The 25522-nt window shown below is 34.7% G+C and carries 24 protein-coding genes and 4 pseudogenes; 17 read left to right on the top strand and 11 right to left on the bottom strand.

The genetic code is table 11. The features are described from left to right. Window positions 1-151: 151 nt before the first annotated feature. The 3 genes from LC087_RS04145 to LC087_RS04135 all read left to right on the top strand — a co-directional run bounded on the left by LC087_RS04145 (window position 152) and on the right by LC087_RS04135 (window position 2990). A complete protein-coding gene (locus LC087_RS04145; protein WP_226539563.1) occupies window positions 152-1180 on the top strand; it encodes a Delta(5) desaturase DesA in 1029 nt (342 codons plus the stop codon). A 97-nt stretch (window positions 1181-1277) separates the two neighbouring features. Continuing rightward, the gene (locus LC087_RS04140; RefSeq protein WP_226539565.1) at window positions 1278-2387 is read left to right on the top strand and encodes a sensor histidine kinase; all 1110 of its coding nucleotides are present in this window, start codon (window positions 1278-1280) and stop codon (window positions 2385-2387) included. Between the two features lie 3 nt (window positions 2388-2390). Continuing rightward, window positions 2391-2990, top strand: coding sequence for a response regulator transcription factor (locus LC087_RS04135; RefSeq protein ID WP_226539566.1), 600 nt, complete (start codon window positions 2391-2393; stop codon window positions 2988-2990). Between the two features lie 125 nt (window positions 2991-3115). Here LC087_RS04135 and LC087_RS04130 read toward each other — a convergent pair. Together LC087_RS04130 and LC087_RS04125 are read right to left on the bottom strand one after the other, a co-directional pair. Next, a pseudogene (locus LC087_RS04130) lies at window positions 3116-5132 on the bottom strand (heavy metal translocating P-type ATPase). 402 nt (window positions 5133-5534) lie between these two features. After that, window positions 5535-6485: a tyrosine-type recombinase/integrase gene (locus LC087_RS04125; RefSeq protein WP_226539567.1), complete on the bottom strand. Its 951-nt coding sequence runs from the start codon at window positions 6483-6485 to the stop codon at window positions 5535-5537. Window positions 6486-6725: 240 nt separating this feature from the next. Here LC087_RS04125 and LC087_RS04120 point away from each other — a divergent pair, with 240 nt between their 5' ends. Then, complete coding sequence (locus LC087_RS04120; RefSeq protein ID WP_226539568.1) at window positions 6726-7274, top strand: TraB/GumN family protein; 549 nt, start codon at window positions 6726-6728, stop codon at window positions 7272-7274. Between the two features lie 64 nt (window positions 7275-7338). After that, a complete protein-coding gene (locus LC087_RS04115) occupies window positions 7339-8277 on the top strand; it encodes an alpha/beta fold hydrolase (RefSeq protein ID WP_226539569.1) in 939 nt (312 codons plus the stop codon). 42 nt (window positions 8278-8319) lie between these two features. Here LC087_RS04115 and LC087_RS04110 read toward each other — a convergent pair. After that, window positions 8320-8622: pseudogene (locus LC087_RS04110) on the bottom strand (HAD family hydrolase); the annotation flags it as partial. Window positions 8623-8934: 312 nt separating this feature from the next. Between LC087_RS04110 and LC087_RS04105 the strand changes: the two are divergent. Both LC087_RS04105 and LC087_RS04100 read left to right on the top strand, forming a co-directional pair. Further along, a complete protein-coding gene (locus LC087_RS04105; protein WP_226539570.1) occupies window positions 8935-9843 on the top strand; it encodes a DNA-3-methyladenine glycosylase family protein in 909 nt (302 codons plus the stop codon). After that, the gene (locus tag LC087_RS04100; RefSeq protein WP_226539571.1) at window positions 9836-10324 is read left to right on the top strand and encodes a methylated-DNA--[protein]-cysteine S-methyltransferase; all 489 of its coding nucleotides are present in this window, start codon (window positions 9836-9838) and stop codon (window positions 10322-10324) included. Before LC087_RS04105 ends, LC087_RS04100 begins: the two co-directional genes overlap by 8 nt. Window positions 10325-10526: 202 nt before the next feature. Here LC087_RS04100 and LC087_RS04095 read toward each other — a convergent pair whose 3' ends face one another. Continuing rightward, window positions 10527-12734: a DEAD/DEAH box helicase gene (locus LC087_RS04095; RefSeq protein WP_371932650.1), complete on the bottom strand. Its 2208-nt coding sequence runs from the start codon at window positions 12732-12734 to the stop codon at window positions 10527-10529. A 352-nt stretch (window positions 12735-13086) separates the two neighbouring features. Here LC087_RS04095 and LC087_RS04090 point away from each other — a divergent pair, with 352 nt between their 5' ends. Beyond that, window positions 13087-13644: a thioredoxin family protein gene (locus LC087_RS04090; RefSeq protein ID WP_226539574.1), complete on the top strand. Its 558-nt coding sequence runs from the start codon at window positions 13087-13089 to the stop codon at window positions 13642-13644. Window positions 13645-13805: 161 nt separating this feature from the next. Further along, a complete protein-coding gene (locus LC087_RS04085; RefSeq protein WP_226539575.1) occupies window positions 13806-14111 on the top strand; it encodes a hypothetical protein in 306 nt (101 codons plus the stop codon). A gap of 718 nt (window positions 14112-14829) precedes the next feature. On the opposite strand, the pseudogene LC087_RS04080 reads toward LC087_RS04085, so the two are convergent. The 3 genes and pseudogenes from LC087_RS04080 to LC087_RS04070 all read right to left on the bottom strand — a co-directional run. Beyond that, window positions 14830-15111: pseudogene (locus LC087_RS04080) on the bottom strand (3D domain-containing protein); the annotation flags it as partial. A 317-nt stretch (window positions 15112-15428) separates the two neighbouring features. Then, window positions 15429-16769, bottom strand: a complete 1341-nt coding sequence (locus LC087_RS04075; RefSeq protein WP_226539576.1) for an aspartate aminotransferase family protein — start codon at window positions 16767-16769, stop codon at window positions 15429-15431. Between the two features lie 296 nt (window positions 16770-17065). After that, window positions 17066-17263, bottom strand: coding sequence for a cold-shock protein (locus LC087_RS04070; protein WP_226539577.1), 198 nt, complete (start codon window positions 17261-17263; stop codon window positions 17066-17068). Between the two features lie 284 nt (window positions 17264-17547). Between LC087_RS04070 and msrA the strand changes: the two genes are divergently transcribed. Next, complete coding sequence (gene msrA / locus LC087_RS04065) at window positions 17548-18066, top strand: peptide-methionine (S)-S-oxide reductase MsrA (protein ID WP_226539578.1); 519 nt, start codon at window positions 17548-17550, stop codon at window positions 18064-18066. A gap of 52 nt (window positions 18067-18118) precedes the next feature. Here msrA and LC087_RS04060 read toward each other — a convergent pair whose 3' ends face one another. Beyond that, the gene (locus LC087_RS04060; protein ID WP_226539579.1) at window positions 18119-18982 is read right to left on the bottom strand and encodes a CvfB family protein; all 864 of its coding nucleotides are present in this window, start codon (window positions 18980-18982) and stop codon (window positions 18119-18121) included. Window positions 18983-19170: 188 nt separating this feature from the next. Between LC087_RS04060 and LC087_RS04055 the strand changes: the two genes are divergently transcribed. The 5 genes and pseudogenes from LC087_RS04055 to LC087_RS04035 all read left to right on the top strand — a co-directional run bounded on the left by LC087_RS04055 (window position 19171) and on the right by LC087_RS04035 (window position 23057). Next, the gene (locus tag LC087_RS04055; RefSeq protein WP_226539580.1) at window positions 19171-20787 is read left to right on the top strand and encodes an ABC-F family ATP-binding cassette domain-containing protein; all 1617 of its coding nucleotides are present in this window, start codon (window positions 19171-19173) and stop codon (window positions 20785-20787) included. A gap of 320 nt (window positions 20788-21107) precedes the next feature. Continuing rightward, window positions 21108-22122 (top strand): annotated as a pseudogene (adhP, locus tag LC087_RS04050) (alcohol dehydrogenase AdhP). A gap of 197 nt (window positions 22123-22319) precedes the next feature. Beyond that, complete coding sequence (locus tag LC087_RS04045) at window positions 22320-22424, top strand: YjcZ family sporulation protein (RefSeq protein WP_226539583.1); 105 nt, start codon at window positions 22320-22322, stop codon at window positions 22422-22424. A gap of 141 nt (window positions 22425-22565) precedes the next feature. Further along, window positions 22566-22697, top strand: a complete 132-nt coding sequence (locus LC087_RS04040; RefSeq protein ID WP_226539584.1) for a YjcZ family sporulation protein — start codon at window positions 22566-22568, stop codon at window positions 22695-22697. Between the two features lie 117 nt (window positions 22698-22814). Next, entirely contained in the window at window positions 22815-23057 is a 243-nt protein-coding gene (locus tag LC087_RS04035; protein ID WP_226539585.1) for a hypothetical protein, read from the top strand. On the opposite strand, the gene LC087_RS04030 is transcribed toward LC087_RS04035, so the two are convergent. Both LC087_RS04030 and LC087_RS04025 read right to left on the bottom strand, forming a co-directional pair. Next, a complete protein-coding gene (locus tag LC087_RS04030) occupies window positions 23029-23394 on the bottom strand; it encodes an exonuclease/endonuclease/phosphatase family protein (RefSeq protein ID WP_226539586.1) in 366 nt (121 codons plus the stop codon). The two genes, LC087_RS04035 and LC087_RS04030, sit on opposite strands and share 29 nt — an antisense overlap. An 18-nt stretch (window positions 23395-23412) precedes the next feature. Further along, window positions 23413-23865: an Hsp20/alpha crystallin family protein gene (locus tag LC087_RS04025; RefSeq protein ID WP_226539587.1), complete on the bottom strand. Its 453-nt coding sequence runs from the start codon at window positions 23863-23865 to the stop codon at window positions 23413-23415. 71 nt (window positions 23866-23936) lie between these two features. Here LC087_RS04025 and LC087_RS04020 point away from each other — a divergent pair, with 71 nt between their 5' ends. Together LC087_RS04020 and LC087_RS04015 are read left to right on the top strand one after the other, a co-directional pair. Further along, the gene (locus LC087_RS04020) at window positions 23937-24167 is read left to right on the top strand and encodes a hypothetical protein (protein WP_226539588.1); all 231 of its coding nucleotides are present in this window, start codon (window positions 23937-23939) and stop codon (window positions 24165-24167) included. A 26-nt stretch (window positions 24168-24193) separates the two neighbouring features. Beyond that, window positions 24194-24424 (top strand): hypothetical protein, encoded by a 231-nt coding sequence (locus tag LC087_RS04015; RefSeq protein WP_226539589.1) that lies wholly within the window; start codon window positions 24194-24196, stop codon window positions 24422-24424. A 547-nt stretch (window positions 24425-24971) separates the two neighbouring features. Here LC087_RS04015 and LC087_RS04010 read toward each other — a convergent pair. Beyond that, window positions 24972-25337 (bottom strand): replication termination protein, encoded by a 366-nt coding sequence (locus LC087_RS04010; RefSeq protein WP_226539590.1) that lies wholly within the window; start codon window positions 25335-25337, stop codon window positions 24972-24974. Window positions 25338-25522: the final 185 nt, after the last annotated feature.

The following is a 25522-nucleotide window of genomic DNA, read 5'->3' as shown; positions in this document are numbered from 1 at the left end:
AATCATTTTTCTTCAGGAAAATTTAACATTTAGATATTGGACAACCTCAATATGACATTTGTCATATATACGCTATGACACCTATATCTTTATAGACTCAAGTCGTTTGTATATCATGACAAGTAACTAAGACGAAGGGTTTTGAGAATGTATGAATAAACAAAAACAAAAGAATTTAAGAAAACAGGTTTCCCCTTTTGAAAATTCTGATAGAAAAAACAGCATATGGCAAATCATCAATACATTTGTCCCTTTTTTAACATTATGGTTTCTTGCCTATCAAAGTTTATCGTTTTCTTATGTATTAACCTTTCTTATTGCTGCTATTGCAGCTGGGTTTTTAGTAAGAATATTTATTATCTTTCATGATTGTTGCCATGCCTCCTTTTTCAGAAGTCCACGTGCTAACAAAATTCTTGGTACGATAACAGGAGTAATGACTTTGTTTCCTTTTAGCCAATGGAAGTATGAACATTCTATTCACCATGCCACAAGTTCCAACTTAGATAAACGTGGGACAGGTGATATTTGGCTTTTAACAGTGGATGAGTATATCGAGGCTCCCTTAAAGACAAAAATGGCTTATCGGTTTTATCGCAATCCACTTGTCATGTTTGGATTAGGTCCGATCTATGTCTTTTTAATCAAAAATCGCTTTAACAGAAAAAAAGCAAAACAAAAAGAACGTATGAATACGTATATAACAAACATTTTAATTGTTTCATTTATTCTTCTTCTTTGCTTTACAATTGGATGGAAAGCATTATTGATCATTCAAGGTACGATCTTCCTTATTTCAGGTGCATTTGGTATTTGGCTTTTTTATGTCCAACATACATTTGAAGATTCTTATTTCGAAGAGGATGAGAATTGGGAATATGTTAAAGCAGCAGTAGAAGGTAGTTCTTATTACAAACTTCCGAAATTTTTACAATGGCTCACAGGGAATATAGGTTTTCACCATATTCATCATTTAAGTCCACGTGTTCCTAATTACAAATTAGAGGAAGTGCATAACAATACAGCCGAATTGCAAAACGTTCCAACCATAACCCTTGCTACTAGCTTGGAATCGCTTAAGTTTCGGTTATGGGATGAACAACAAAAAAAATTTGTCGGGTTTAAAGCCTTAAAAGAATATTCGATGAATAGAGGGAAAGCCAAATATGTTAAACCTTAAAAAGAAACAATGTTATAATCCTTTCTGAAAGTAATAGCATATCATTGATATGATAAACTACTAATACCGCACCTATTTTCTTAGAAGAGGTAAAAATATGAAATGGTTTCGTAAAGATTCAGGAATTGCTCCATATATTTGGTCTATGCTTAGTATCCTACCGTTTTACTACTTTTTTTCTACCGTAGATATTGTAGTAGGAACGATATTAACGATCCTGTTTTTTGTTTCCTATCGACTGGCTTTTGTTTCAAAGAATTGGCCCATCTACTTATGGACGAGTGTCTTAATAGGCATTTCTTTATTAATGTCTATTTTGTATCAGTTTATTTACTTTTCTTTTTTTATTGCCTATTATAACGGACATATAAAAAATCGTCTTGCTTTTATCATCATTTATATTATTCATATTATAGCGACTGGATTTTCCATTAATTATAATATTATCATAAAGAACGAATTATTTTTTAACCAATTACCTTTTATTGTCATTGTTGGAATAAGCGTCATTCTTCTCCCTTTCAATATTTATAACAAAAAAAAACAAGACGTACTGGAAGAGCAACTTGAAGATGCAAATAAAAAAATTGCCCACTTACTCATTCAGGAAGAACGTCAAAGAATCGCCCGAGACCTTCATGATACATTAGGTCAAAAACTTTCCCTTATAAGATTAAAAAGTGACTTAGCAAATAAATTAATTGAAAAAGACCGAGAGCAAGCTCGCAATGAACTTAGAGACGTGCAACAAACAGCGAGAACAGCACTTAATGAGGTTCGAATCATGGTATCCAACATGAGGGGAATCAAACTCAAAGAAGAATTGATCCATGTTAAACAAATTCTTAAAGCTGCTCAAATTGAGTATAAAATTATTGAAAAGACCAATTTATCAAATATATCACTTTTTATACAAAATATTTTAAGTATGTGTTTAAAAGAAGCTGTTACAAATGTTGTTAGACATAGTCAATCCTCATCCTGTTCAATTATAATTGACCAAGTGGAAAACAAAGTCATCATTACTATACAAGATAACGGGATTGGCATGAATAAAGGTGAAGATCTTGTTAGAGGTAGTGGCTTATTAGGGATAGAAGAACGTTTAGAATTTGTAAATGGAGAGTTAACGATTAATGTAAACGATGGCACAACCGTGTTGATGTCTGTGCCAAATGTCATAAAAGATATAAAGAAGGAGGTTTAAGTGATGATTCGAATTGTGATTGCAGAAGATCAGCGAATGTTGTTAGGTGCTCTAGGTTCACTTCTTGATTTAGAAGATGATATGACCGTTGTTGGTAAGGCGTGTAATGGTCAAGAAGCCATTTCCCTTGTTCATAAACATAATCCTGATATTTGTATAATGGATATTGAAATGCCTGAAAAAAGTGGTCTTGAAGCAGCGGAAGAACTTCAAAAATATGACTGCAAGGTCATTATTTTAACTACCTTTGCCAGAACGGGCTATTTTCAGCGTGCTGTAAAAGCGGGTGTAAAAGGATATTTATTAAAGGACAGTCCAAGTGATGAACTCGCTAACTCCATTCGTAGCATTATGGAGGGGAAAAGAATGTATGCACCTGAATTAATCGACGGTGTATATCAAGAGGAAAACCCATTGACAGATAGAGAAAAAGAAGTATTAGAACTTGTAGCTGAAGGTAAAAATACAAAAGATATTGCTGCCCAGTTAAAAATCAAGTCTGGGACCGTTCGAAATTATATCTCGACCATATTAGATAAACTTGAAGTGAGCAACCGAATTGAAGCGATTACCCATTCAAAAGAAAAAGGATGGTTTAAATAAGAAAACCATCCTTTTCCCTACTATTAAACAAAGATTCAACGACCTTTGTTTACATAATATTATTATATTAATCTGGAAGAAAAGTGCTCAAATCATAGGATTGTTTTTTAAACAACATTTGTGTATTAGGATTTTAATAATTTCGCATTGATAGCAACAACTACAGTGCTTAAGCTCATCAATCCAGCACCAACTGCCGGCCAATAGGGGCAAGCACACCTGCTGCTAAAGGAAGTGCAAAGATATTGTATCCTGCTGCCCACCATAGGTTCTGTATCATTTTCTTGTATGTTTTATTAGAAAGCTCTATAATGGATGCGACATCTTTTGGATTATTCTTTACTAGGACAATGTCAGCTGATTCCATCGCTACGTCGGTACCCGTCCCAATAGCTATACCTAAATCAGCAGTTGCAAGAGCAGGTGCATCATTCACTCCGTCCCCTGTCATGGCAACTTTCCAGCCTTTCCCCTTAATCTCTTTTATTTGATCAGCTTTTTGATCCGGTAGTACTTCAGCATATATCTCTTCAATGCCTAGTTGTTTCCCAACCCAATCAGCCACCTTCTGGTTGTCTCCTGTTAACATAATAGAGTGAATTCCTTTCCCTCTTAGAGAATCGATTACCTCTTTTGCTTCTTCCCGAACAATATCTGCTAGAGCAATCATACCAATCAAATTTTGTTCAACTATAACAAAGACAACGGTCTTTCCTTCTTCCGAAAAGGACTGAAAGGATGTCTTATCATACTCATATCCATACTTATCTACATATCTAGGACTTACTACGTTTATTTCTTTTTCATCAACAGTTCCTCTCAACCCTTTTACCAGTCATAGATTCGAATTCCTCAACACGTTTAAAATCAATTCCTTGCTCTTTTGCTTTATCAACGATCCCTTTCGCAAGAGGATGTTCTGAATTCTGCTCTAAAGAAGTTGCCAAAAGGAGAACCTCTTCCTCATCATACGGATGTTCGGCAATAATGTTGGTTACGCCAAATTTTCCTTTTGTAAGAGTCCCAGTTTTGTCAAAAACTACAGCATCCAAATTCCTAGCTCCTTCGAAATTTGCCCGATTTTGTATTAATAGACCTTTCTTTGCTGATATGGATGTAGAAACAGCTACGACTAATGGTGCTGCAAGTCCAAGAGCATGTGGACAGGTGATGACCATTACCGTTACCATCCTTTCCAGAGCAACGTCGATTGGACTTCCAAGTGTAAGCCAGACTACAAAAGTAGTGACTCCACTTGCTAAGGCTATATAAAAGAGCCACTTAGCAGCTCGATTAGAAATATCCTGGGTTTTAGACTTAGATTCTTGAGCTTCTTTCACCAAACCAACGACCTGCGATAAATAGGTTTCGTCACCAGTCTTTTTCACTTCTATCGTAATGGATCCTTCCTGGTTCACAGAACCACCAATTGCTTCTTCTCCTTTCTCAACAGGGACAGACTCACCAGTCAACATCGATTCATCAATCGTTGTTTTTCCTTCTATGATATCGCCATCTACCGGAATTTTTTCTCCTGGTTTTATGAGTACTTTATCCCCCACACTTAAATCCGAAACCTGCACATCCTCTATATTTCCATCCTCATCTACCTTGTGAGATTCGTTCGGTAATAACTTTATTAACTCTTCCAGAGCATTCGATGCACCTATTACGGACTTCATTTCGATCAAGTGTCCAAGGAGCATAATATCAATTAGGGTAGCGAGTTCCCAGAAGAAGTTCCGTCCTGATAAACCAAACACAACCAAAGAACTATACCCATACGCAACAAATATAGAAAGACCAATCAATGTCATCATACCCGGATTTTTCTGCGTCAGCTCATCCTTAGCACCTATTAAAAATGGCCATCCACCATAGAAGAACACAAAGGTAGCTAAGCCAAACAAGATGTATTGATCAAACTGAAATCTCCATTCCACCCCTAGAAAATTTTGAATCATTGGGGATAAAAGCAGTATAGGCATGGTAACAACTAAGGAAATGAAGAACCTTTTTTTGAACTCTTCTACCATAGTACCGTGATCATGACTTCCATGATCACCATGTCCTTCATGCATGATCTACATCGTTTCTCTGATCATTCTGATGATGCTCATAATCTTCATGAGAAGTTGATATGTTTCCATGCTACTGGAAAAATATTTTTCATAGCATCTGAGACTAGTTTCTTTGTTTCTCTTTAAGCCAACATATTAAATAAAAACTGGCATTGTAATAAAAAAATGCAATTGGAGAGTATCCGACTGCATTCACTCCAGAGATTTTAAGCGTTTTCATTTTTATAACCATAATAAGCGAAAGATACAGCTTTTCGTAATATATGATAACTTTCACCTCGAAATAATTCTTTTACACACTCCGTCGTAATGGTGAAGAATCAATGTAATTCAAAAAATATAGACTTCTTATAATATTGCCCGTATTCCCATAAAGTACATTTAGTTTAATTTCTCCGTACATAAGAACTTAACTTCACTCACCTTAAAAAAGTTTTTCTAGTTACCATAATATTATTATTGTTTATTCAAAAAAATCCTTTAATTCCATTTCCATTGCTTTCTGTTTTTGTTGATCTGATACATGAGTGTATTGTTGTGTTGTATTTAAGTTCGTATGTCCTAATAATTCTTGAACGGTTCTTATATCCTTTCCATCGCGGACTAAGTGGGTCGCGAAAGAATGACGAAGTTTATGACTTGAAATATCTTTATTCTTAAGAAACTGTTTTTCTTTTAGACTTCTAGAGATTCTTTCTGTAATTTCCTGTACTCGCCTTCTAGAAATTCTCTTTCCTTTTCTTGAAATAAATAAAGCATCCTCCTCCCCTTTCATTGGGAATAATCGCTCCTTTTCTATATAAACGGTTAGTTCATCGTAAAGCTGATCGGGCAATGGTATGTAACGATTCTTGTTTCCTTTTCCGTGTACAACTATTCCTCGTTTTTCATAATAAATGGAAGAACAGTTCAGGTGATGAATTTCAGTTACACGCAACCCAGCGAACGCCATCAGCCCTAACATTACTTTATTACGCTTGACATACATCGGTTGAGAGACTTCTGCTACCTCATGAAAAAAAGCTTTCAATTCTCCTTTTTCTAAGTAAGAAGGAAGCTTTCCAATTGGTTGTTTTGCTGCAGTCACTGTTAAAGCCGGATTCTCATTCACTAGTTCATAGTCGAGTAAACATTGATAAAACGAACGAATAGAGGTTAATCTTCTATTTCTTGTCGTTGCACTGTTCCCCCGTTTCGCTTTTAAATAATTCATGAACAAGGTTATATGGATTTTTTTCACTTCGTCTAAATTTACCTTTTCATTCTTTGTCTTGGTTATATGATTAAGAAAAATATATAAATCTCTTTTATAATTTTCAATAGTAAAATGGGAATAATCTCTATTATCCATTTCCGTTTCAAAAATTAATAGTTCATCAGCATACCATTCTTGTAATTGTTCCTTATTTATCAACGAAAACAACCGTCCTTTCTGTTTTATCTAGTATACTATAAAATTCATTTTACCGCACATAAGAGATATTATGCGCGGTAAAACATATAGAGTAATATAGGAAGATTTATATTTTATAACTTGATCTATTATTCATTTATAATCATAGTCTTTTCACTAAATATTCTGTATATAAACAGGGTCTTTTTATATTAAATGTGATATATTGTATGTAAACCATATTACATATGGAGGAATTTCATGAATCGAATTAAAATCGCCATTATCTTACTCGCTCTCCCTCTCGTTTTATCAAGTTGTAAAATCGAAGAAAAAGTAGATCACAATGAAACTGCAAATGAGATTAAATCCATTGATTTACAAAGTTCAGATTATAGTGATTTGCATTTTGTAAAGGAAGTGTTAAAAGATAAAAGAGTAGTCATGCTCGGTGAGAGTTCACATGGCGTTTCTGAATACAGCTTAATAAAAAGTAGATTAATAAAGTTTTTGCATGAGGAAATGGATTACAATGTGGTTGCGTTTGAAAGTGGATTAGCAGAGGTTGGGATCACAAATGAAAAACTAGATGAGGTTGGACCTAGAACAGCAATGAAGAATAGCCTTATACCACAATGGCATACCGACAACGTATTAAATCTACTCAACTACATTGATGAACTTAAGAACTCAGAAGAACCCATTCATATAGCTGGATTTGATATGCAAGTATCAGAAATTTCAATTCCTCACTATATACAGATTGGGAGCCCCTTAAGAACGATTTCAAATTTACAAAGTCTTTACTAGGTTAAAAAAGGTTAAATACTTTGTAATGTAATAGATTAGAAAAATAAAACAAGGAGGAAATATGATGATTCATGAAATTGCTTTTCCTAAACCTACCCTTATTTCAGTCAATGATGTGGAACTCGAAGTTTTCGAAGCAGGTCAACAAAATAGAGGAAATCCTATCGTGCTCTGTCATGGTTGGCCAGAACATGCCTTTTCTTGGCGCCATCAGGTACCCGTCCTTGTCGAAGCAGGCTATCATGTCATCGCCCCAAATCAACGAGGTTATGGCAATTCATCCAAACCGAGTGAAGTTACTGATTATGATATTGAACACTTGGCGGCTGATTTAGTGGCACTTCTAGATCACTACGGATACGAAGATGCCATTTTTGTTGGGCATGATTGGGGTGCTATTGTCGTTTGGGGACTGACCTTATTACATCCAAGTCGAGTAAATAAAGTGATCAACTTAAGTGTACCTTACCTTGCTAGAGGGGAAAAACCTTGGGTAGAGGTCATGGAAGAAATGCTAGGACCTGACCACTATATTGTCAACTTCAATCGAAATCCGGGCGAAGCAGATACTATATTCGAAGAAAATACATCCCAGTTTCTTCGTAATATGTACAGGAAGAATACACCAATCAGAGCGCCTAAGCCAGGGATGGGGGTAAACTTGGTCAATCTCGCCAAAGTATACACACCATTGGGTGAACCCTTAATGAGTGAAAGCGAAATGGCTGTTTTTATCTCTTCCTTCGAATCATCCGGTTTCACGGGAAGTATAAACTGGTACAGAAACTTTGATCGAAATTGGCATTTATTATCAGATGTGGATCCTATAATTCAACAACCTACACTCATGATCTATGGTGATCGAGACATAGTGGCGAAGTCTGGTAATCTAGCAGAGTTCGTTCCCAATGTTGAAGTAGTAAATCTAGATTGCGGTCATTGGATTCAACAAGAAAAACCAGAAGAAACAAACCAAGCAATTTTAAAATGGTTGGAAAAATAAGAGAGATAGTTTGTTAACAACTATTTGTTGAAATTTTCAATTCTAGATAAGATAATTAAATAATTTTCCTAAAGAATCGATCTCGGCATATGGTTTTATTGCAGTGTTATTTTTCATTTTATAAGGATTAAACCATATGCCCTTTATATCAACTGATTGGCAACCACCAATATCCTTTATGATGTCATCTCCAACAAAAAATGCATCTTCCGGTTTTATATTTAACATATTCAATGCAAATTCAAATATCTGTTTATCTGGTTTACGAGTCCCTACTTCCTCAGATATTAGGATTGTTTCAAAATAGTGATTTAGATGGGTATTCATGATTTTCACTCTTTGTCTATGACTTGTTCCCTGAGATTTGGTACTTCATGATCAGCAATCTTCATATTGATAATGGATATGTATTGCATATTTCATTCACCCCATTCTAACTAGGCAAACTCACCATCTTTATACTCTAATAGTCTACTCCTGATTTTTCCCCTTTATTTGTTAATAGTCCTAGTTTATCACAACTCTTACAACAACACACCCTACCTTTTCACCTCGTTTGCTATTATTGACAAAATAGAAAAGCAAGAATAAAGAAGAAACCACATTCATTTTTTGATAAACTATTTTTAATGAGTCTTCGGGTTAGGAGGTTCTCCGATGACATGGAAAGACGAACAAACGTATATTGAAATTTATCCATCAAACGACTTTAATTTTGATGAGTGTTTGTTTTTTTTAAACAGATCTAATCAAGAAGTGTTACATCAAATAATAGATGGATGTTTATATAAGTTACTTAAAATAGAAGAAGATCTGCTTTTATTGAAGATAAAAGCTTGTAAACAAGGAGTAAGAGTTGATTTCCCCATACATCAACCGTCGATATCTGTCCGTAAGAAAGTTGCAAGCTATATATGGGACTGGTTTGACTTTAATACAGACCTAGATCCCTTTTATCAAATGGCCAATACAGACCCGGTCCTATCAAAGGTAGCACCTAATTATAAAGGACTACGGATTATTGGTATTCCAGATTTATTTGAAGCACTTTCTTGGGCAATCATTGGACAGCAAATTAATTTAACCTTTGCTTATACGTTAAAGAAACGATTAGTTGAGCAATTTGGAGAAAGTTTAACTGATGAAGGGCATCCTTTTTGGCTTTTTCCTTCGTATGACAGGATTTCAACCTTGCGAATAGATGATTTAACATCTCTTCAATTTTCCACTCGTAAAGCGGAGTATATCATCGGAATAGCAAAACAGATGACAAGCGGGGAATTATCAAAGGAAGAGTTAATAGATATAGGAGATTATGATCAAACAAAAGAGAGGTTAACGAAAATAAGAGGTGTTGGGGCCTGGACAGCAGATTACGTAATGATGAAAAGTTTGCACCATTTGAATGCATTTCCAATTTCAGACGTTGGATTACACAATGCGCTAAAATCTGTTTTGAATCTTGATCAAAAGCCAAGTATTAGCGAAATAAAGGAATTTGCGGCTCGCTGGCAAGGATGGGAAGCCTATGCCACTTTTTATTTATGGAGGTCATTATATGTGTAAACAGTATATGGTTGATTACAAATCACCTATTGGAATGATTGAAATAGGTGGATCCAATGAGGTCATCTTTTCAATTTTATTTTCTGACAAAACGGAAATTCAAAATAAAATCAATGGGGAAACACCTAATGTCATAAAAGAATGCTATAAGCAACTAGATGAATATTTTAATGGTCAAAGAATGGAATTTAACATCCCATCCTTGGCTACAGGAACCACCTTTCAAAAAGAAGTTTGGAACGCATTAACCTCGATTCCATATGCAAAAACTTCTTCCTATAAAGACATTGCCGCAGTGATTGGGAATGAAAAAGCGGTCCGAGCTGTAGGCACTGCTAATAGTAAAAACCAACTTAGTATTATCGTTCCTTGCCATCGAATCATTGGAGCAAATGGCAAACTTACAGGTTATGCTGGAGGATTGTGGAGAAAAGAATGGCTGTTAAACCATGAAAGAAATCAATTAAAGAAAAAGTTATAATTACAAAAAATGGTTTGTTCCTTCTGAGAATCAAGAAAGAATAAACCATTTATCCTTAAATGGAGTCCCCCTTTTTCAATTGAATGAACACTTGGCATTACGAATCATTTTTTAAAAAAAAGACTTAGAAATAAGAAGAAGCTAGCGAGCTATATTAACTAAGAAAAATTCTCCTTAAATCCTTTTTCAATAAGTGAAATATTTAAAACGAACAACCTAGCATCCCCATAAACTGTTGAATAAAACTAGGTGCTTCAATACGGATCGCTACAAAAGGTGGTTCAATACATTTAGTTTTATCAAATGGCTGACCAATCCAGAGTATTTTGTTATCAATATTAATGAAAGAAAACGGAGCAATTTCTTCAAAAAGTTGAGTAGGTTTAAGATTCTTTATTTCAGATTTAAAGTAAATGGTTAACTTGTCCTGATATTTGGTTAAAATGTTAGTCCATTCCCTAGAAAGAGCCTCACCCTCATACCCTATCACAATTTGTTTTTTTACCTTTGTTAAGTCTTTTATGACTGCTTCTTTATTAAGTGCGTGTTTCCATTGAATATGATCATGATGATGTTTGATCCAATGTCCTATCTCTTGATGATTAACAACTCGGTCAAACGTTTGTTGGTGCTCAATCAGCTGGTTAATCTTCTTGCCTCGTTTAGTTCGAGCTTTAAAAAAATTTTGATCACAAACATGAACAAACTTTCCTCTTGTTCTGGTCATCGCTACATTTAGTAAGCGCTCACTATTGGGACCTGTTAGCAAATAACCTGCTCTTCCTTGAGGATAGCTATCAACCGAATCAAAAACCATCACATCGCGTTCACTTCCTTGAAAACGATGAACGGTTGCTGCAACAATATTTGCTTCAATCGATTGTTCAAGAAAAATTTCTTTCAACAAACCATTCATTAAAGAAGCTTGAGCTCTATATGGTGTTACGTATCCAATCGAACGAAAACCATTTACGTAAGCCTCTTGAATCACTTGGAAAGAAAGGAGGAGATTCCATATGTTAATTCTAGATCCAGAAGAATTATCTGTTAGGCAGTATGATCCACTTCCTATAGAACTCAACAAAATCGAAGCGTGATGTTGAAAAGGTTTCTTCATACTTAATTCAACCCGTTGCGTTGTACATGGATGATCGACCACTCGTGATTCATAAATATATTTATTTGTAAATGCCGAAATAGCAGGATGCATTCTTCGTTGCTCTCTTAATAGAAACAATTGAGGGTGAAGTTTTTCTCCGACCACTCCACACCTATGAAAAACATCTTCTTTTAACCACTTTTCTACTAATGGATGTCTAGTAGCTGCAATTGGTGGTAACTGCTTAAAATCCCCACACACAATCATTCTTTTTCCAAGTGAAGAAGCAAAAGCGATTTGCGGAACGTAAGCCATACTTGCTTCATCCACGATCACTAAATCAAAGGTTTGCTCATAAATGAGAGGATCAGTGGCTGCTTTTGCCAATGTAGTGGCGATGACTTTAGCGTCTTTTATTAAATGTTCTTCTTTTCGTCTGATTTTTTCAGTTAGTTTAGTAAGCTTTTCTTCTATTGTTAACAGATCGTGAGTATCACGCTGACTAAATGATGTCGTTAAATCTTGCTTTAAAAGCTTTCGTTCCTCTGAAAGTTTGGTTTTTTCTACAATAATTGAAGGGTGTGATTTATGGAGTAAATGATCAATTGTTACTTCCTTCAATAAAACCCCACTCATATTCGTACCATACCGTATGACATGACCTTCTAAAAACTTATCTTTCTTTAATAAAAACAGAGCTACTTCATTGATTAATACGTCAACAGCTTGATTGCTTTGCGATAATATTAACACTTTTTTATTTTTTATATATTTGTTTGCGGCTACCCTTGCTAATGTATACGTTTTCCCCGTTCCAGGTGGTCCCCATACAAAGGTAATAGGATTATATTTTGAACGCAAAACTAATTCATGAACGTTTCCTTTTATTTGTTCAATCGGATGTCTCAGATTGACTGAAGGATTCATTAACCTGTTCACCCTTGAACGTTTACGCTTACTCTTTTTTATCTCGTCTAGTCGAACATTTAGTTCCTCTAATAATTCCCATGGGTCATGGGATATATAGCCCTCATGAATAAATTCACCAAATGATCGTGGAGATTCAATCACGAGACCTATTCCTTCTGAAGATAAAAGTTGTGCTTTTTCTTCCACCTCATCTATACATAAAGTAATAAACGTTTTTACTGGAATGTTCACCGTTGCAGTTGTTTGAAAATAATAAGTAAATATTTCACCGGACTTAATTAGCTGTCCATTTGTGATTCGATATTTTGTATGTCCATATTTTTTCAATTGAGCAATTTCTATGTTAATGGCTGTTTGCCAATCTTTTATCATATTTAACATCATTTAAAATCCTTTACTATTCATTATCCTATTTGAAAGTGTACCAACAAAATAAAGATTTTAAAAGTGCGTGTTCAAAAAGTAGGGGGAAAAGGGCCGAGAAGAACGAGGCCACGAAGCTATGAGCACCACAGTGTACAAACTGAAGGATCACGAGCTAAAGACGTCCCCATCCTAGGGACAACGCTCGTGCTAGCCAATCCTGGCGTCGGAGGTTGGAATAGCGAGACAACAAAGTTATTCGACAGCAATTTTTCATGACTTTTTGAACAACCTCTAAAACTGGATTATTTCTCTTCAGTCTTATTTTTCGTTATACTTTTAATGAAAATATAAGGAGAGGATGAATAAGATGGCAAGAACAGAATCGAATATGTTTCCGTTAGGTAATAAAGCCCCTAATTTTGAATTATTTAATCCGACTACAGGTGGAAAAACCTCATTAGAAGATGTGAAGTCAGATAAAGCAACTGTTATTATGTTCATTTGCAATCATTGTCCTTTTGTCATCCACGTACAAGAGGAATTAGTTAAACTAGCAAATGATTATATCACAAAAGGGGTTTCTTTTATTGCAATTAATTCAAACGATGTAAGCCAATACCCTGACGACTCACCTGAGAACATGAAGAAAAAAGCGGAAGAATTAAACTACCCCTTCCCTTACCTTTATGATGAAACACAAGAAGTAGCGAAAGCGTATGATGCAGCTTGTACACCTGATTTCTATATTTTCGACAAAAATATGGTAGCTGTTTACCGAGGGCAGTTAGATGATTCTAGACCAGGAAATAACAAACCTGTTACGGGCGAGTCAATTAGAAAGGCTCTTGATGCTTTGTTAGTGAATGAACCAATCTCAAGTGATCAAAAACCTAGCTTAGGTTGCAACATTAAATGGAAAAACTAAACTTGTTAGAGCATAGATCCGTTGAAATAACGGTCTATGTTCTTTTAGGTAAATTTTGAACTCTTCTTTCAATACAGTAAAATTCAAAAATCAAATTATTTGTCGTTTTTGCTCAAATAAATGATATAATGATTCATAATTAAATATAAGGAGGAAAGCAAATGGAGAAAAAACTAAATATGATCATTGAAATGATCGCAAAAACTCAGGAAGATATTACTACTATGAAACACGACATAACGAACATGAAGGAAGACATAACGGATATGAAAGTAGACATAGTAAACATTAAAGTGGATTTAGCTGATTTTAAACAACAAACAAACAAACGGTTTGAACAGATTGAAAGTAAAATGGATGATAAGTTCGATGAAGTAAATTCTAAAATAGATCGAATGGATGAGAATCAAAAATACTTAAGTCAAAAAGTTGGTGAACATGACATGGAGTTAAGCCGTTTAAGATAGCTTTTATTTGCTATAATATATCCCTCTTAAGAATGGACATACTCCTAATATTGTTTAATAATAAAAACATTAGAAGCCAACAAAAGCCTCAATGATATTCCTTCTTTGTTACAAATCTTATTACCCTTATTTCATCTGATGAAATTTACTATCTACACGTTCATCTCTTGCTTACTATATCAACTTATCCCGTCTATTTTGATTTTTTATTAACTTTATATTTCTACTAACACACCTCTCTATATTAATAGTGCGTGTTCAAAAAGCGAAAAAAGAACCGAGAAGAATGAGGCGATTGCTCAAAAGATCACAGGCGTCGGAGCTTGTAATAGTGAGACAACAAAGTTATTCGACTCCAATTTTTTCAGGACTTTTTTAACGATTTCCGAAAGAAGTCTCCATCTTCAAGAACGTTAAGGGCGAAGCTCATTGATAAGGTGGAGATGAATTTCGGTTGGCGATAGACAAAATGTGTTATAATATTCCTATGATTCGTTCTTTGATAAGTGATTGTATATGGTTGAGTGGACAAATAACTGCGAAAACCAAGCTTTCCTTCCACTCGTAAAATAATCAAGGTATAGAAAGAACTCCATTCGTTAGACATCTAGGGCTGGTTCAGTCCGAAGTAACGCTCAAGGAGATGAAAGGTTACTTTCGTCGTGGAGTTGAGAAGCTCCCACTTCTAACGTTAGCTAAGTGGTGAGTAGTTCACACTCTATTCTAAAATTGTCACTGTTAAATCCTTTCTTCCAAATGCTAAAGCCGCCTCTTTAGATGGGATAAAGATATCAATACGGTTCCCTTCTATTGCTCCACCTGTATCACTAGCAATCGCTTCTCCATATCCTTCTACGTATACTTTTGAACCAAGGGGAATGACATCAGGGTCTACCGCAATTACCTTCATATTTGGATTTTCTATTAAATTATCACCTGTTGCTGTAATTCCAGAACAGCCTTTGCAATTAGCTGTATAAGCTGTTGCTTCTACCTTTAATTCTTTTTCATTAGTTGTATCAGCGTTTCTTAATGGATGGTCTTCTCGTGAGTTTTTTAATTCTTCAATTGGATTCACTAGTTCTGTATCTTCGTTTTCGAAAAAAACATCTATAGGTAAAGTTTTAGCGAATGCTTGCTGAACTGGAATTAATAAAAACATCGTCATTATTAACGTAAATTTTTTCATGAGTAAATTCCTCCTCTTGTTAGTTTCTTTTTACTAACAAGTGCGAGGATATCATATAGTTATGTCACTTCTAAAACAATTCGACTACCAGCAAGTTACAAGACTGTAACATTCGGATTTTTATATGGTTACCGATCTAATTTTTTCACGTTTTCACTAACTGTTTCCAATATTAATGTTAAATCATGGTCTTCTATACTCAATGGTGGTGAAAGCACAATAACATTATTATAACCAGCTACTGTTAAGCCATTTTTCGCAATTAATACTCCATCTTTTTTACATCCTTCTATTATTTCATTGACAAAATGAACAGGTAAAGGTTTTTTTGTTATCTTATCCTCAACAAGTTCAATACCAATTAACAGACCCTTTCCTCTTATATCTCCTACATATTGTACATCCTTCAGTTCTTTTTTAAGTGCTTCTAGTAGCTTTTGTCCTTTGCGAGCAGACTCTTGAACCAATGATTCTTGCTCTAATATTTCAATATTTTTAAAAGCTAAAGCACATGCAGCAGGATTTCCTCCAAAAGTATTAATATGCCTAAAACAATCGTACATTTCTTTCCCTTTAAAAGCATTATAGATGTCCTTTCTCACTGCTGTTGCTGCTAAAGGTAAATATCCACTGGTGATTCCTTTTGCCATAGTAATAATATCTGGTTTTATGTTTCCATGCTTATACCCAAACATCTTTCCTGTTCTTCCAAATCCGCAAATAACCTCATCAACAATCAACAACGCTCCATGTTTTTCACATGTCTCTTTCACTGCCTTTAAATAGCCTTCAGGAGGAACCAAAATCCCTCCGCCTGTAATAATCGGTTCCATAATCACTCCAGCAATTGTCTCGCTTAATTCCCATGTCATCGTTTGATCAATGGCTTTTACTGAAGATAATTGAAGAGGATCTTGAACTTGAGCCTCTTCATCTCGATACGTATCCGGAGGTGGTACATGAATAAATCCATTCGTTAATGGTTCGTATCGATATTTTCTTTGTGCTTGCCCTGTAGCTGATAAAGCTCCCATTGTGTTTCCGTGGTAAGATCTATATCTAGATATAAATTTATATCTACTATATTCTCCAATTTGTTGATAGTATTGTCTGGCAATTTTAAAAGCAACCTCGTTGGCCTCTGAACCTGAATTAGAAAAATAGATGATATAATCGTCATCTAAGTATTGGTTTAGTTTCTCACTCAATTTTATGGCAGGTAAATGACTTTGACTTAAGGGATAATAAGGCATATCAACAAGCTGTTCATATGCTGACCGCGCCAACTCCTCTCTTCCATAACCTATATTTACACACCATAGTCCAGCCATTGCATCAAGATATTTATTCCCTTCCGTATCAACAATCCAGGAGCCAGAAGATTTTTCAACCACCATGGTTTTTTCAGGAGAATAAGGTTTCATAGAATGCCAAACGTATCTTTCATCTTTCTTTTGTATTTCACTCATAACTAAGATCCTCCCTCTGTATAGTTTCCTACCTTTTAGTCACTCAAAAGGTTGTTATCTAATTGTATGAAAAAAAGGATTTAGAAATGATAAAGAGGTTATGTAAGGGGAACGGAAAGAAAGAATAAAAAAATGTATACTCTTCATTACTGAAAAGAGCTAGAATTTAATAACACTTAAAAAATGATATTTGTGGAACACCTCTAGATTTCTTCAAGATTAAAATTTGTTGTTTAAACAGTTATTTTGAACAAAAAAAGACCCCTTTAAATGGAGTCTTTCATACATCTAAATTTTTATTTTTGAAGGTTAGAAGCTTGAGGACCACGAGGACCTTCAACTACTTCAAAGCTCACTTCTTGACCTTCTTCTAATGTTTTGAAACCTTCGCCTTGAATAGCAGAATAATGAACAAAAACGTCATCTTGACCTTCAACTTCGATAAAACCGAAACCTTTTTCAGAGTTGAACCATTTTACTTTACCAGTTAACATCTTTCTTCCTCCTGTTGCGCACAACACGTGCACGGGTGTATTACTATTCTTGTTCTTCGTAATCAAAGGCGAAACATTTCAAACCTAAAAATTTACCGAACAAAAACTAGCACCATTAAGATATCACAAATCACCTTACTTTTCAAGTTTACTACAGGTAAATTATCCTTATTTTGATTCCAAAACAAATACTCATAAAAACAATTACGAACCTTTCTATTTGTAAGAAGTCATTCTTCAATTTATACTCTACATTAAGAATATTTTTGATAGGAGAACGAACAATGAATCAATTTAAGCTTGCCACTTTTGCAGGTGGGTGTTTTTGGTGTATGGTACAACCATTTGATCAATTACCTGGGATTAAAGGAGTTGTTTCAGGATATATGGGTGGATCGCTAGTTAACCCTACATATGAGCAAGTGAAAACAGGGCAAACAGGTCACTATGAAGTTGTGCAAATTGCCTATGACCCTTCATTATTCAAATATGAAAAGCTATTAGAGTTATATTGGATACAAATTGACCCTACAGATGATGGTGGACAATTTCATGATCGCGGCTCTCAATATTTGACGGCTATTTTCTTTCATGATGAAAAGCAACGAATTCTTGCTGAAAGAAGCAAAGAACAAGTAAGCTTAAAATTCACGAAACCAATTCAAACAAAAATTATAGAAGCCTCTACTTTTTATGAAGCGGAAGAAGAACATCAACAGTTTTATAAAAAGAACCCTAAAGGTTATAAAGAAGATCGAAAAAAATCTGGTAGAGACAAATTTATAAAGAATCAATGGCAGTAACATAAAGACAGCTAAAAGACCTCTCCGCATTGGTAAGGTCTTTTAAAACGACTTAATCGTTCTCCTTTTTATGAGTCCACCCTTGCTCTTGATAAATGATTCCTTCTTTCATTAACTTACCCAACGCCCGTTTGAATGAGCCTTTACTCATTTGGAACTGCTCCTTTATATCAATAGGATCGCTTTTATCACTAAACGGCATGGAACCATTTTTTGAATGCAAGTAACGTAATATAGTCTCTGAGTCCTTGTCCATTTTTTCATGACTTCGGGGAATTAATGAAACATTTAATGATCCATCTTCTTTAACGTCTATGACTCTTCCCTCAATCATCTGACCGAGTCTAGGTTCTTTTAGTTGCTCTGAATGATGGATAAAGCAGCGGAAACCAATTTCTGTGAACACAAAACTTCCCACTCTCAGCACTCGATATGTTCGTCCCTTGATTTGTTTATTCATCAACGATTCAGGAGCACGAGAAGCTAGCTCTTGTATAATCGTTTCTGTAGCTAATCTTCCGGAAAGCCTTCCTTCCTGATTTGAACGCAGACAAATATACAACTGATCTCCTTCTTGAGGCCATAAGTGTTTTAATTCGGGTAAGTCCCTTTCAGAAACGAGAATATCTTTATTAATGCCAATATCAACAAAAACACCTAACCCTCTTCTGACCTCTACAACGCTAGCCCAATCATATTGATCAATTTGTACTTGAGGAATCTTCATTGAAGCTGTTAAACGATCTTGTTTATCAACATAAATAAAAACGTCAATTTCTTGACCAATTTCAATCGGTTCCGTTATTTCTGATTCATGTAACAATACGTCTTGTTCCTCATTGGTTAAAAAATAGCCAAAAGGAACCTCTCGTTCTACTTTTAATGTTGCTGTCTTACCTGTTTCAATTGTTTGCATTTGATTTCTCCTCTATATGTAAAAACATGTTGTTAATTCGTTTTTTCCTCACGCAAATCCTCAGAAATACTTACATAATATAAGTACCTAAAATATAAACTTCATTTTATTATACCCAATTATCGCATTCCAATAAAGGAAATGATATAATTTCATAGAAATTGTGAATTGGAGGATATCAATCAAATATGATTAATGTACAAAATGTTAGTTTACGATTTGCTGATCGCAAACTTTTTGAAGATGTAAATATTAAGTTCACACCTGGTAATTGCTACGGGTTAATTGGTGCAAACGGAGCAGGAAAATCCACATTTTTAAAGATCTTATCAGGAGAAATTGAAGCACAGACAGGAGATGTTCACTTATCCCCTGGAGAACGATTAGCTGTTTTAAAACAAAACCATTATGAATATGAAGAATTCGAAGTGTTGAAGACTGTCATTATGGGGTATAAACGACTTTATGAAGTCATGCAAGAAAAAGATGCTATTTATATGAAACCAGATTTTTCTGATGAAGACGGTATCAAAGCTGCCGAATTAGAAGGAGAATTTGCTGAAATGAACGGCTGGGAAGCCGAATCTGAAGCAGCGATCCTTCTAAAAGGTCTTGGAATCTCAGAAGAACTGCATACCAAGAAAATGGCGGACATTACAGGAAGTGAAAAAGTAAAGGTTCTATTAGCTCAAGCCTTATTTGGTAAACCAGATGTTCTCCTTTTGGACGAGCCTACGAACAACTTAGATATTAAAGCCATTCAGTGGTTAGAAGAATTTTTAATTAACTTTGAAAACACAGTTATTGTTGTCTCTCATGACCGTCATTTCTTAAATAAGGTTTGTACTCATATCGCCGATTTAGACTTTGGCAAAATCCAAGTTTACGTAGGAAACTATGACTTTTGGTATGAATCAAGTCAACTTGCTCAAAAAATGATGCAGGACCAAAATAAGAAAAAAGAAGAAAAAATTAAAGAACTCCAAACGTTTATCGCTAGGTTTAGTGCAAATGCCTCCAAGTCAAAACAGGCAACTTCACGGAAAAAGCTACTCGATAAAATTACATTGGATGATATTAGACCTTCTTCAAGACGTTATCCGTTCGTAAGCTTTACACCAGAGCGTGAAATTGGCAATGATGTATTAATGGTTGAAGGTTTAACAAAAACAATCGATGGAGTTAAAGTATTAAACAATGTCAGCTTTACAATGAACAAACAAGACAAAATTGCTTTCGTCGGAGACAATGAAGTTGGATATACCACTCTTTTCAAGATATTATCTGGTGAAATTGAACCAGACAGTGGTTCGTATAAATGGGGTGTGACTACATCTCAATCGCACTTTCCAAAGGATAACAGTCCTTTCTTCGATCGCAATGAAATGAATCTTGTTGACTGGTTAAGGCAATACTCACCAAATGATCAAAGTGAAAGCTTCTTAAGAGGATTTCTAGGTAGAATGCTCTTTTCTGGTGAAGAAGTTCTTAAAAAAGCTAGCGTTCTTTCAGGAGGAGAAAAAGTTCGTTGTATGCTGTCAAAAATGATGCTAAGTGGTTCCAACGTATTATTATTTGACGATCCAACAAACCATTTAGATTTAGAATCAATTACAGCATTAAATAACGGTCTTACTAGCTTTAAAGGTGCCATGTTATTCACCTCACATGACCATCAATTTATTGAAACAATTGCTAATCGAATCATTGAATTTACTCCTAAAGGAATGGTTGATAAACAAACCACTTATGATGAGTATTTAGAAAACAAAGAACTTCAAGAAAAAGTTTCTTCACTATATTAGTTTAAAAGGGCACCTCGATATTTTCGAGATGTCCTTTTTCAGGTCTCTCATAACTCTCCCCTTGTAAATAGATTCTCTTTAACGTTTATCCCCCCTTAGTAAAAAAATACATTTTTCGCTCATGCTTCATTTAGAAATTTTTAAAAACTTATTATTTAGAACAGGGTTCTTTTAGAACTGGTGTGACGTTAGTGTTTTGTTTTTTGTGATTTCAATCACAGACTCATTTAGTTATATTTTGTATGATTATGCTGTGTAAGTGCTTTATTTCATATATTTGTTCGTACATTCATTTTTAAAACTAGTGGGAGGACTAAAGAATGAAAGCAGCTGTTGTTGATGAATTTAAAAAAGAATTAACCGTTAAAGAAGTTGAAAAACCGTCCATTGGTATTGGTGAGGTTCTTGTACATATAAAAGCATGTGGAGTTTGTCACACTGACTTACATGCAGCTCATGGAGATTGGCCTGTAAAACCAACTCTTCCTCTTATCCCTGGCCATGAAGGTGTAGGGGTCATTGAAGAGATTGGAGAAGGAGTTACACATTTAAAAATTGGAGATCGTGTGGGTGTTCCTTGGCTTTATTCTGCTTGTGGACATTGTGAATATTGCTTGAGTGGACAAGAAACATTATGTGAAAGCCAAGAAAATGCCGGATATTCTGTCGATGGTGGATATGCTGACTATTGCAAGGCTGCTGCATTATGTTGTTAAGGTCCCAGAAAATTTATCCTATGAAGAAGCAGCCCCTATATTTTGTGCAGGTGTAACCACATATAAAGCGTTAAAAGTTACAGGTGCTAAACCAGGAGAATGGGTAGCGATTTACGGAGTTGGTGGTTTAGGTCACGTAGCTGTTCAATATGCTAAGGCAATGGGACTTAAAGTAGTCGCTGTTGATTTAGGAAAAGATAAACTTGAACTGGCAAAAAAGCTAGGTGCAGATTTAGTTGTTAATCCTAACGAGGAAGAACCAGCTCCATTGATAAAACAAAAAACAGGTGGTGTTCATGCAACTGTTGTTACCGCAGTTTCTAAACCAGCATTTGAATCTGCCTATAGCTCTATTCGAAGAGGTGGAACTTGTGTTTTAGTAGGCTTACCACCTGAAGAGATGCCACTTCCTATCTTCGACACAGTCTTAAACGGAGTAAAAGTCGTTGGATCAATTGTAGGAACACGAAAAGATTTACAGGAAGCTCTTCAGTTTGCAGCTGATGGTAAAGTAAAAACAATCATCGAGACTCAGCCCTTAAATAAAATCAATGAAGTATTCGATCGAATGCTTCAAGGAGACATTAACGGGCGAGTCGTTTTAAAACTTGAAAATTAATTAAAAATAGATAAAAAATAAAACCCCTTAATCGAAATGATTAGGGGGTTTGTTAATATGTATTATATTTTGATACCAAAAAAAGGACAATCTCTTTTGAAAAACTCCACGAACGCCTACCTTTTTCTAGGGCGATTGTCCAATCAAGACAAGCTAGCCTAAACATATAAATAATAGTGACAAAGGAGGTGTTACAAATGAGTGAATACGGTTCAGGATTTGCATTTATAGTTGTCGTATTTGTCCTTTTAGTCATTGTTGGCTGTGCATGCTGTGGTGGCTTTGGTGGAGGTTACTACTAAGATCCTAACAATATAAAGTATATGAGAAGGAAGCTAAATTTATATAATAACTGCCTCCTTCTTAAAATTTATAGATTCCTAATTTTAAAAAGTAACTTAAAAATTCTTTGAATTTATGATTACAAAGGTGGTGAAGAAATCATGGGTTATAATAGATACGGTTATGGTTCTTGCGGACCAACCTATGGAGGTTGTGGTTACGGTGGTTATGCTTTAATCTTAGTTTTGTTCATTTTACTAGTCATCATCGGAGCAGCAATTTTAAACGGATAGAAATTATATCTCACAAAAAAGAGAAGGGTGTTTTCAACCTTCTCTTTCATCTTAATGTTTAAACATACTATTCACGGAAATAATAAATTTAGACCACTATACTGAGGATGAGCTTAATTGATAACGAATGAAGAATTAAAGAATACTTTTTTATCCCTCGGATATGAAAATAAATATACAGAATGGAAATATAAAATAGAATATTCAAAGATGTTTTTACATTCAGAAATTGAAGATTTAGAGATCTTTTTTGACAAGGTTATGGTTGATGAAATTGATTCATTTGACCAATTTCGCTATTTATTTTTCCTTACGAAACATGTAAATAAGGCTATTTACGACTCCTCATACGGACTTTAGGATTGGTTTGTTTTTTTCCTTTTGACTGTTTTTGGTTTGCCTGTTCCTTGGGTTGCTCTTCTTTTTCACTCTTTTTAAGTTCATCTTTATCATAAGAATATGTCGCTCCAATATTTAACTTTCCTTCTAGTTGTTTAATGCCAAGTTGTCCAAAATTATTGCTTTGTTCATACTTTTCAATTATGATCTTATCAACATTTATTTGTTCGACTATAACAGATTGTTTTTGTTTGAGTTCTTCTATTTTTTCAGTTAAATGATCGATTTTATTTTCTAAATCTTTCGTCGACTTCTCCTGCTGTGGTTGTTTCAGCGAAAAAAAATTTAACCAATTCATACATTAAACACCACTTTTTTAATCGATTGGTATCGTTTCACCTTGTTCTTCTTCTACTGCATATGCGATATACAATACACCATTAATCATTTTTGCTTGCATATGATTCTCTTTTAAAGGCTTAGGCAAACGAATATTTTTTTCAAAATCACCATAAAAACGTCCTTTATGATAAAATTGTAAATCATTTGATTTCCTTGACCCTTTAACAACAAGCATTGTTTTATGTGCCGTTAAATCAATATCATTCCTATCAAATCCTGGTAGGTCAATTAAAATATTAACATATGAATCCTCCTCAATCACGTCGTATGACGGAAACGATTGTATACCTTGATGAATAGAATGATTAACGTAAGAATTTTTTAGCATAGAGCGATTAAAATCTTCATCAAACAAAGTTTCCCAAAATTCTGATCCATAAACATTTTTAGCTAGATTTAACCATTGCATTAGCTTTTCATTATCCATTATTCATACCACCCTCTTTATCAACATATACCATATCATAAGGACATCGAAATTACGTCAGGGGGAGCAAAATGAAAGAAGCACAATCACCTGTTATTACTATTAATATTTGTATGATTAAAATAAATGTCATCGAAAATGCTTCTTGTTTGAATATCGGGCAAACTAGTCAGTCTAATTTTCAAAACTCAACAAAAAAAAACCAGGGTTTCGGTGAGAACTTAGCTGATCACGCACCGTTTATCGGTACTCAAAGTAAAGTCGATGATCGAGACGAAGTGGACTCTCCTTCCTTCTTTTAAATATACAATAAAGGAGTGATCAATCAATGTTCAGTCCAATGATTTTAAATATTATCGGCTTTAAAGTAAACTTAGTGGATGAACAGAGTAGTATTAATCTAGGACCAAGCATTCAAGCTGATAAATTCAACTCTTCCAAGAGAACCCAAGGATTCGGTGAGACTTCCGGTGACCTTTCCCCTGTTTATATCCCCATTAACTTTGTTGCAGATCCAGATGTTGTTGACTCTAACGCTGTAAAAAATAGTTTTATATAAGAAAAGCGGAAGCGACTGTTTAGCGACGCAAAGTAAAGGTACGTCAACTAAGAACAGTCACATCCTGTGGACAACGATAATGCTAGCACTTCCTGTGCGTCGGAAAACTTACGAGTAGGTAGGCGCTGAAGTTAGACAATAAAAAAAGCGGAAGCGATTGTTTAGCGATGAAACGCATTGTCTACTAACTGTCATTGCTTCCATGATTCTTTGTAGGAAGCACCTTAGAAGTTGGCCAATTTTTAAATCTTTGTGATAAAGATAAAGAGATAAACTCATATCTTATTATAGTTTATCTCCTTTCAATTTTCGGCTCTTCGCCATTTAGAATGATCATATAGTATTTTCAAAGGCGGACAAGGGAATGAGTTCAATTGCTTGCTCAGTATTCTCCACCTGTTACAAGTTGAAAAACCAGCTCTGTAAGGAAGAATACACCTTTTTATTAATTGAGTTGATTTCAGATGTTTAGATTTAAGCACTTACTTTACACTGTAAGTAGCGAAGAAGCCTATTTTCGAAATGGATATCGAATTTCTTACTATCCCTAAAAATTGTCCTTAATTGCTTTATCAATTAAGCCTCTACAACGTTCGAGTTCAACTTTTAATTGTTTTTTATATCTTTTTCCTTTTTCATAATTTACAAATGTATAAAAAACAACTTCTTGTAGCTCTGCTCCCTCTTTCTTACGTTTCACTTGTTTTAATATGTCATCATTCATCAAGTCATGTAGCGCTTTATATAGTTCAGAATGATTTGGTCTAAATCCATAAGGTTTAAATTCTTCTCTTAGGTGCTCCAATAACTTTAATCCGTACAATCTTTCTTGCTCAGTCATAGTAATCAAGTATAGCTTTAAAAAGGCTCGTTGTTTGACTAAAAAACCACTGCTTGTCCTTTTTTCCCTCATGCATGGTCCTCTCCCCTTCTTATGTATTTTCTTTATTATAGTATTGTTTATTTAGAACATAATTTAATTAAAACACTTTTTGGAATAAATATCAATAATCCCTCCAAAATTAAGTATATTCTTGAAAAGTTTATTTTTACAATTACAGTTTAATTATTTAGAACATAGTTTAATATGATTATTGA

The sequence above is a fragment of the Bacillus carboniphilus genome (assembly GCF_020524035.2).
Classification (GTDB): Bacteria; Bacillota; Bacilli; order Bacillales; family JAIVKR01; genus Bacillus_CC.
This window is presented reverse-complemented; position numbering and strand designations above follow the sequence as displayed.

Bases quoted from the DNA above. Each gene is read 5' to 3' on its own strand.
- LC087_RS04145 (WP_226539563.1), top strand. From the start codon at position 152: ATGAATAAACAAAAACAAAAGAATTTAAGAAAACAGGTTTCCCCTTTT.
- LC087_RS04140 (WP_226539565.1), top strand. From the start codon at position 1,278: ATGAAATGGTTTCGTAAAGATTCAGGAATTGCTCCATATATTTGGTCT.
- LC087_RS04135 (WP_226539566.1), top strand. From the start codon at position 2,391: ATGATTCGAATTGTGATTGCAGAAGATCAGCGAATGTTGTTAGGTGCT.
- LC087_RS04120 (WP_226539568.1), top strand. From the start codon at position 6,726: ATGAATCGAATTAAAATCGCCATTATCTTACTCGCTCTCCCTCTCGTT.
- LC087_RS04115 (WP_226539569.1), top strand. From the start codon at position 7,339: ATGATTCATGAAATTGCTTTTCCTAAACCTACCCTTATTTCAGTCAAT.
- LC087_RS04105 (WP_226539570.1), top strand. From the start codon at position 8,935: ATGACATGGAAAGACGAACAAACGTATATTGAAATTTATCCATCAAAC.
- LC087_RS04100 (WP_226539571.1), top strand. From the start codon at position 9,836: ATGTGTAAACAGTATATGGTTGATTACAAATCACCTATTGGAATGATT.
- LC087_RS04095 (WP_371932650.1), bottom strand. From the start codon at position 12,734: ATGTTAAATATGATAAAAGATTGGCAAACAGCCATTAACATAGAAATT.
- LC087_RS04090 (WP_226539574.1), top strand. From the start codon at position 13,087: ATGGCAAGAACAGAATCGAATATGTTTCCGTTAGGTAATAAAGCCCCT.
- LC087_RS04085 (WP_226539575.1), top strand. From the start codon at position 13,806: ATGGAGAAAAAACTAAATATGATCATTGAAATGATCGCAAAAACTCAG.
- LC087_RS04075 (WP_226539576.1), bottom strand. From the start codon at position 16,769: ATGAGTGAAATACAAAAGAAAGATGAAAGATACGTTTGGCATTCTATG.
- LC087_RS04070 (WP_226539577.1), bottom strand. From the start codon at position 17,263: ATGTTAACTGGTAAAGTAAAATGGTTCAACTCTGAAAAAGGTTTCGGT.
- msrA (WP_226539578.1), top strand. From the start codon at position 17,548: ATGAATCAATTTAAGCTTGCCACTTTTGCAGGTGGGTGTTTTTGGTGT.
- LC087_RS04060 (WP_226539579.1), bottom strand. From the start codon at position 18,982: ATGCAAACAATTGAAACAGGTAAGACAGCAACATTAAAAGTAGAACGA.
- LC087_RS04055 (WP_226539580.1), top strand. From the start codon at position 19,171: ATGATTAATGTACAAAATGTTAGTTTACGATTTGCTGATCGCAAACTT.
- LC087_RS04045 (WP_226539583.1), top strand. From the start codon at position 22,320: ATGAGTGAATACGGTTCAGGATTTGCATTTATAGTTGTCGTATTTGTC.
- LC087_RS04040 (WP_226539584.1), top strand. From the start codon at position 22,566: ATGGGTTATAATAGATACGGTTATGGTTCTTGCGGACCAACCTATGGA.
- LC087_RS04030 (WP_226539586.1), bottom strand. From the start codon at position 23,394: ATGAATTGGTTAAATTTTTTTTCGCTGAAACAACCACAGCAGGAGAAG.
- LC087_RS04025 (WP_226539587.1), bottom strand. From the start codon at position 23,865: ATGGATAATGAAAAGCTAATGCAATGGTTAAATCTAGCTAAAAATGTT.
- LC087_RS04020 (WP_226539588.1), top strand. From the start codon at position 23,937: ATGAAAGAAGCACAATCACCTGTTATTACTATTAATATTTGTATGATT.
- LC087_RS04015 (WP_226539589.1), top strand. From the start codon at position 24,194: ATGTTCAGTCCAATGATTTTAAATATTATCGGCTTTAAAGTAAACTTA.
- LC087_RS04010 (WP_226539590.1), bottom strand. From the start codon at position 25,337: ATGAGGGAAAAAAGGACAAGCAGTGGTTTTTTAGTCAAACAACGAGCC.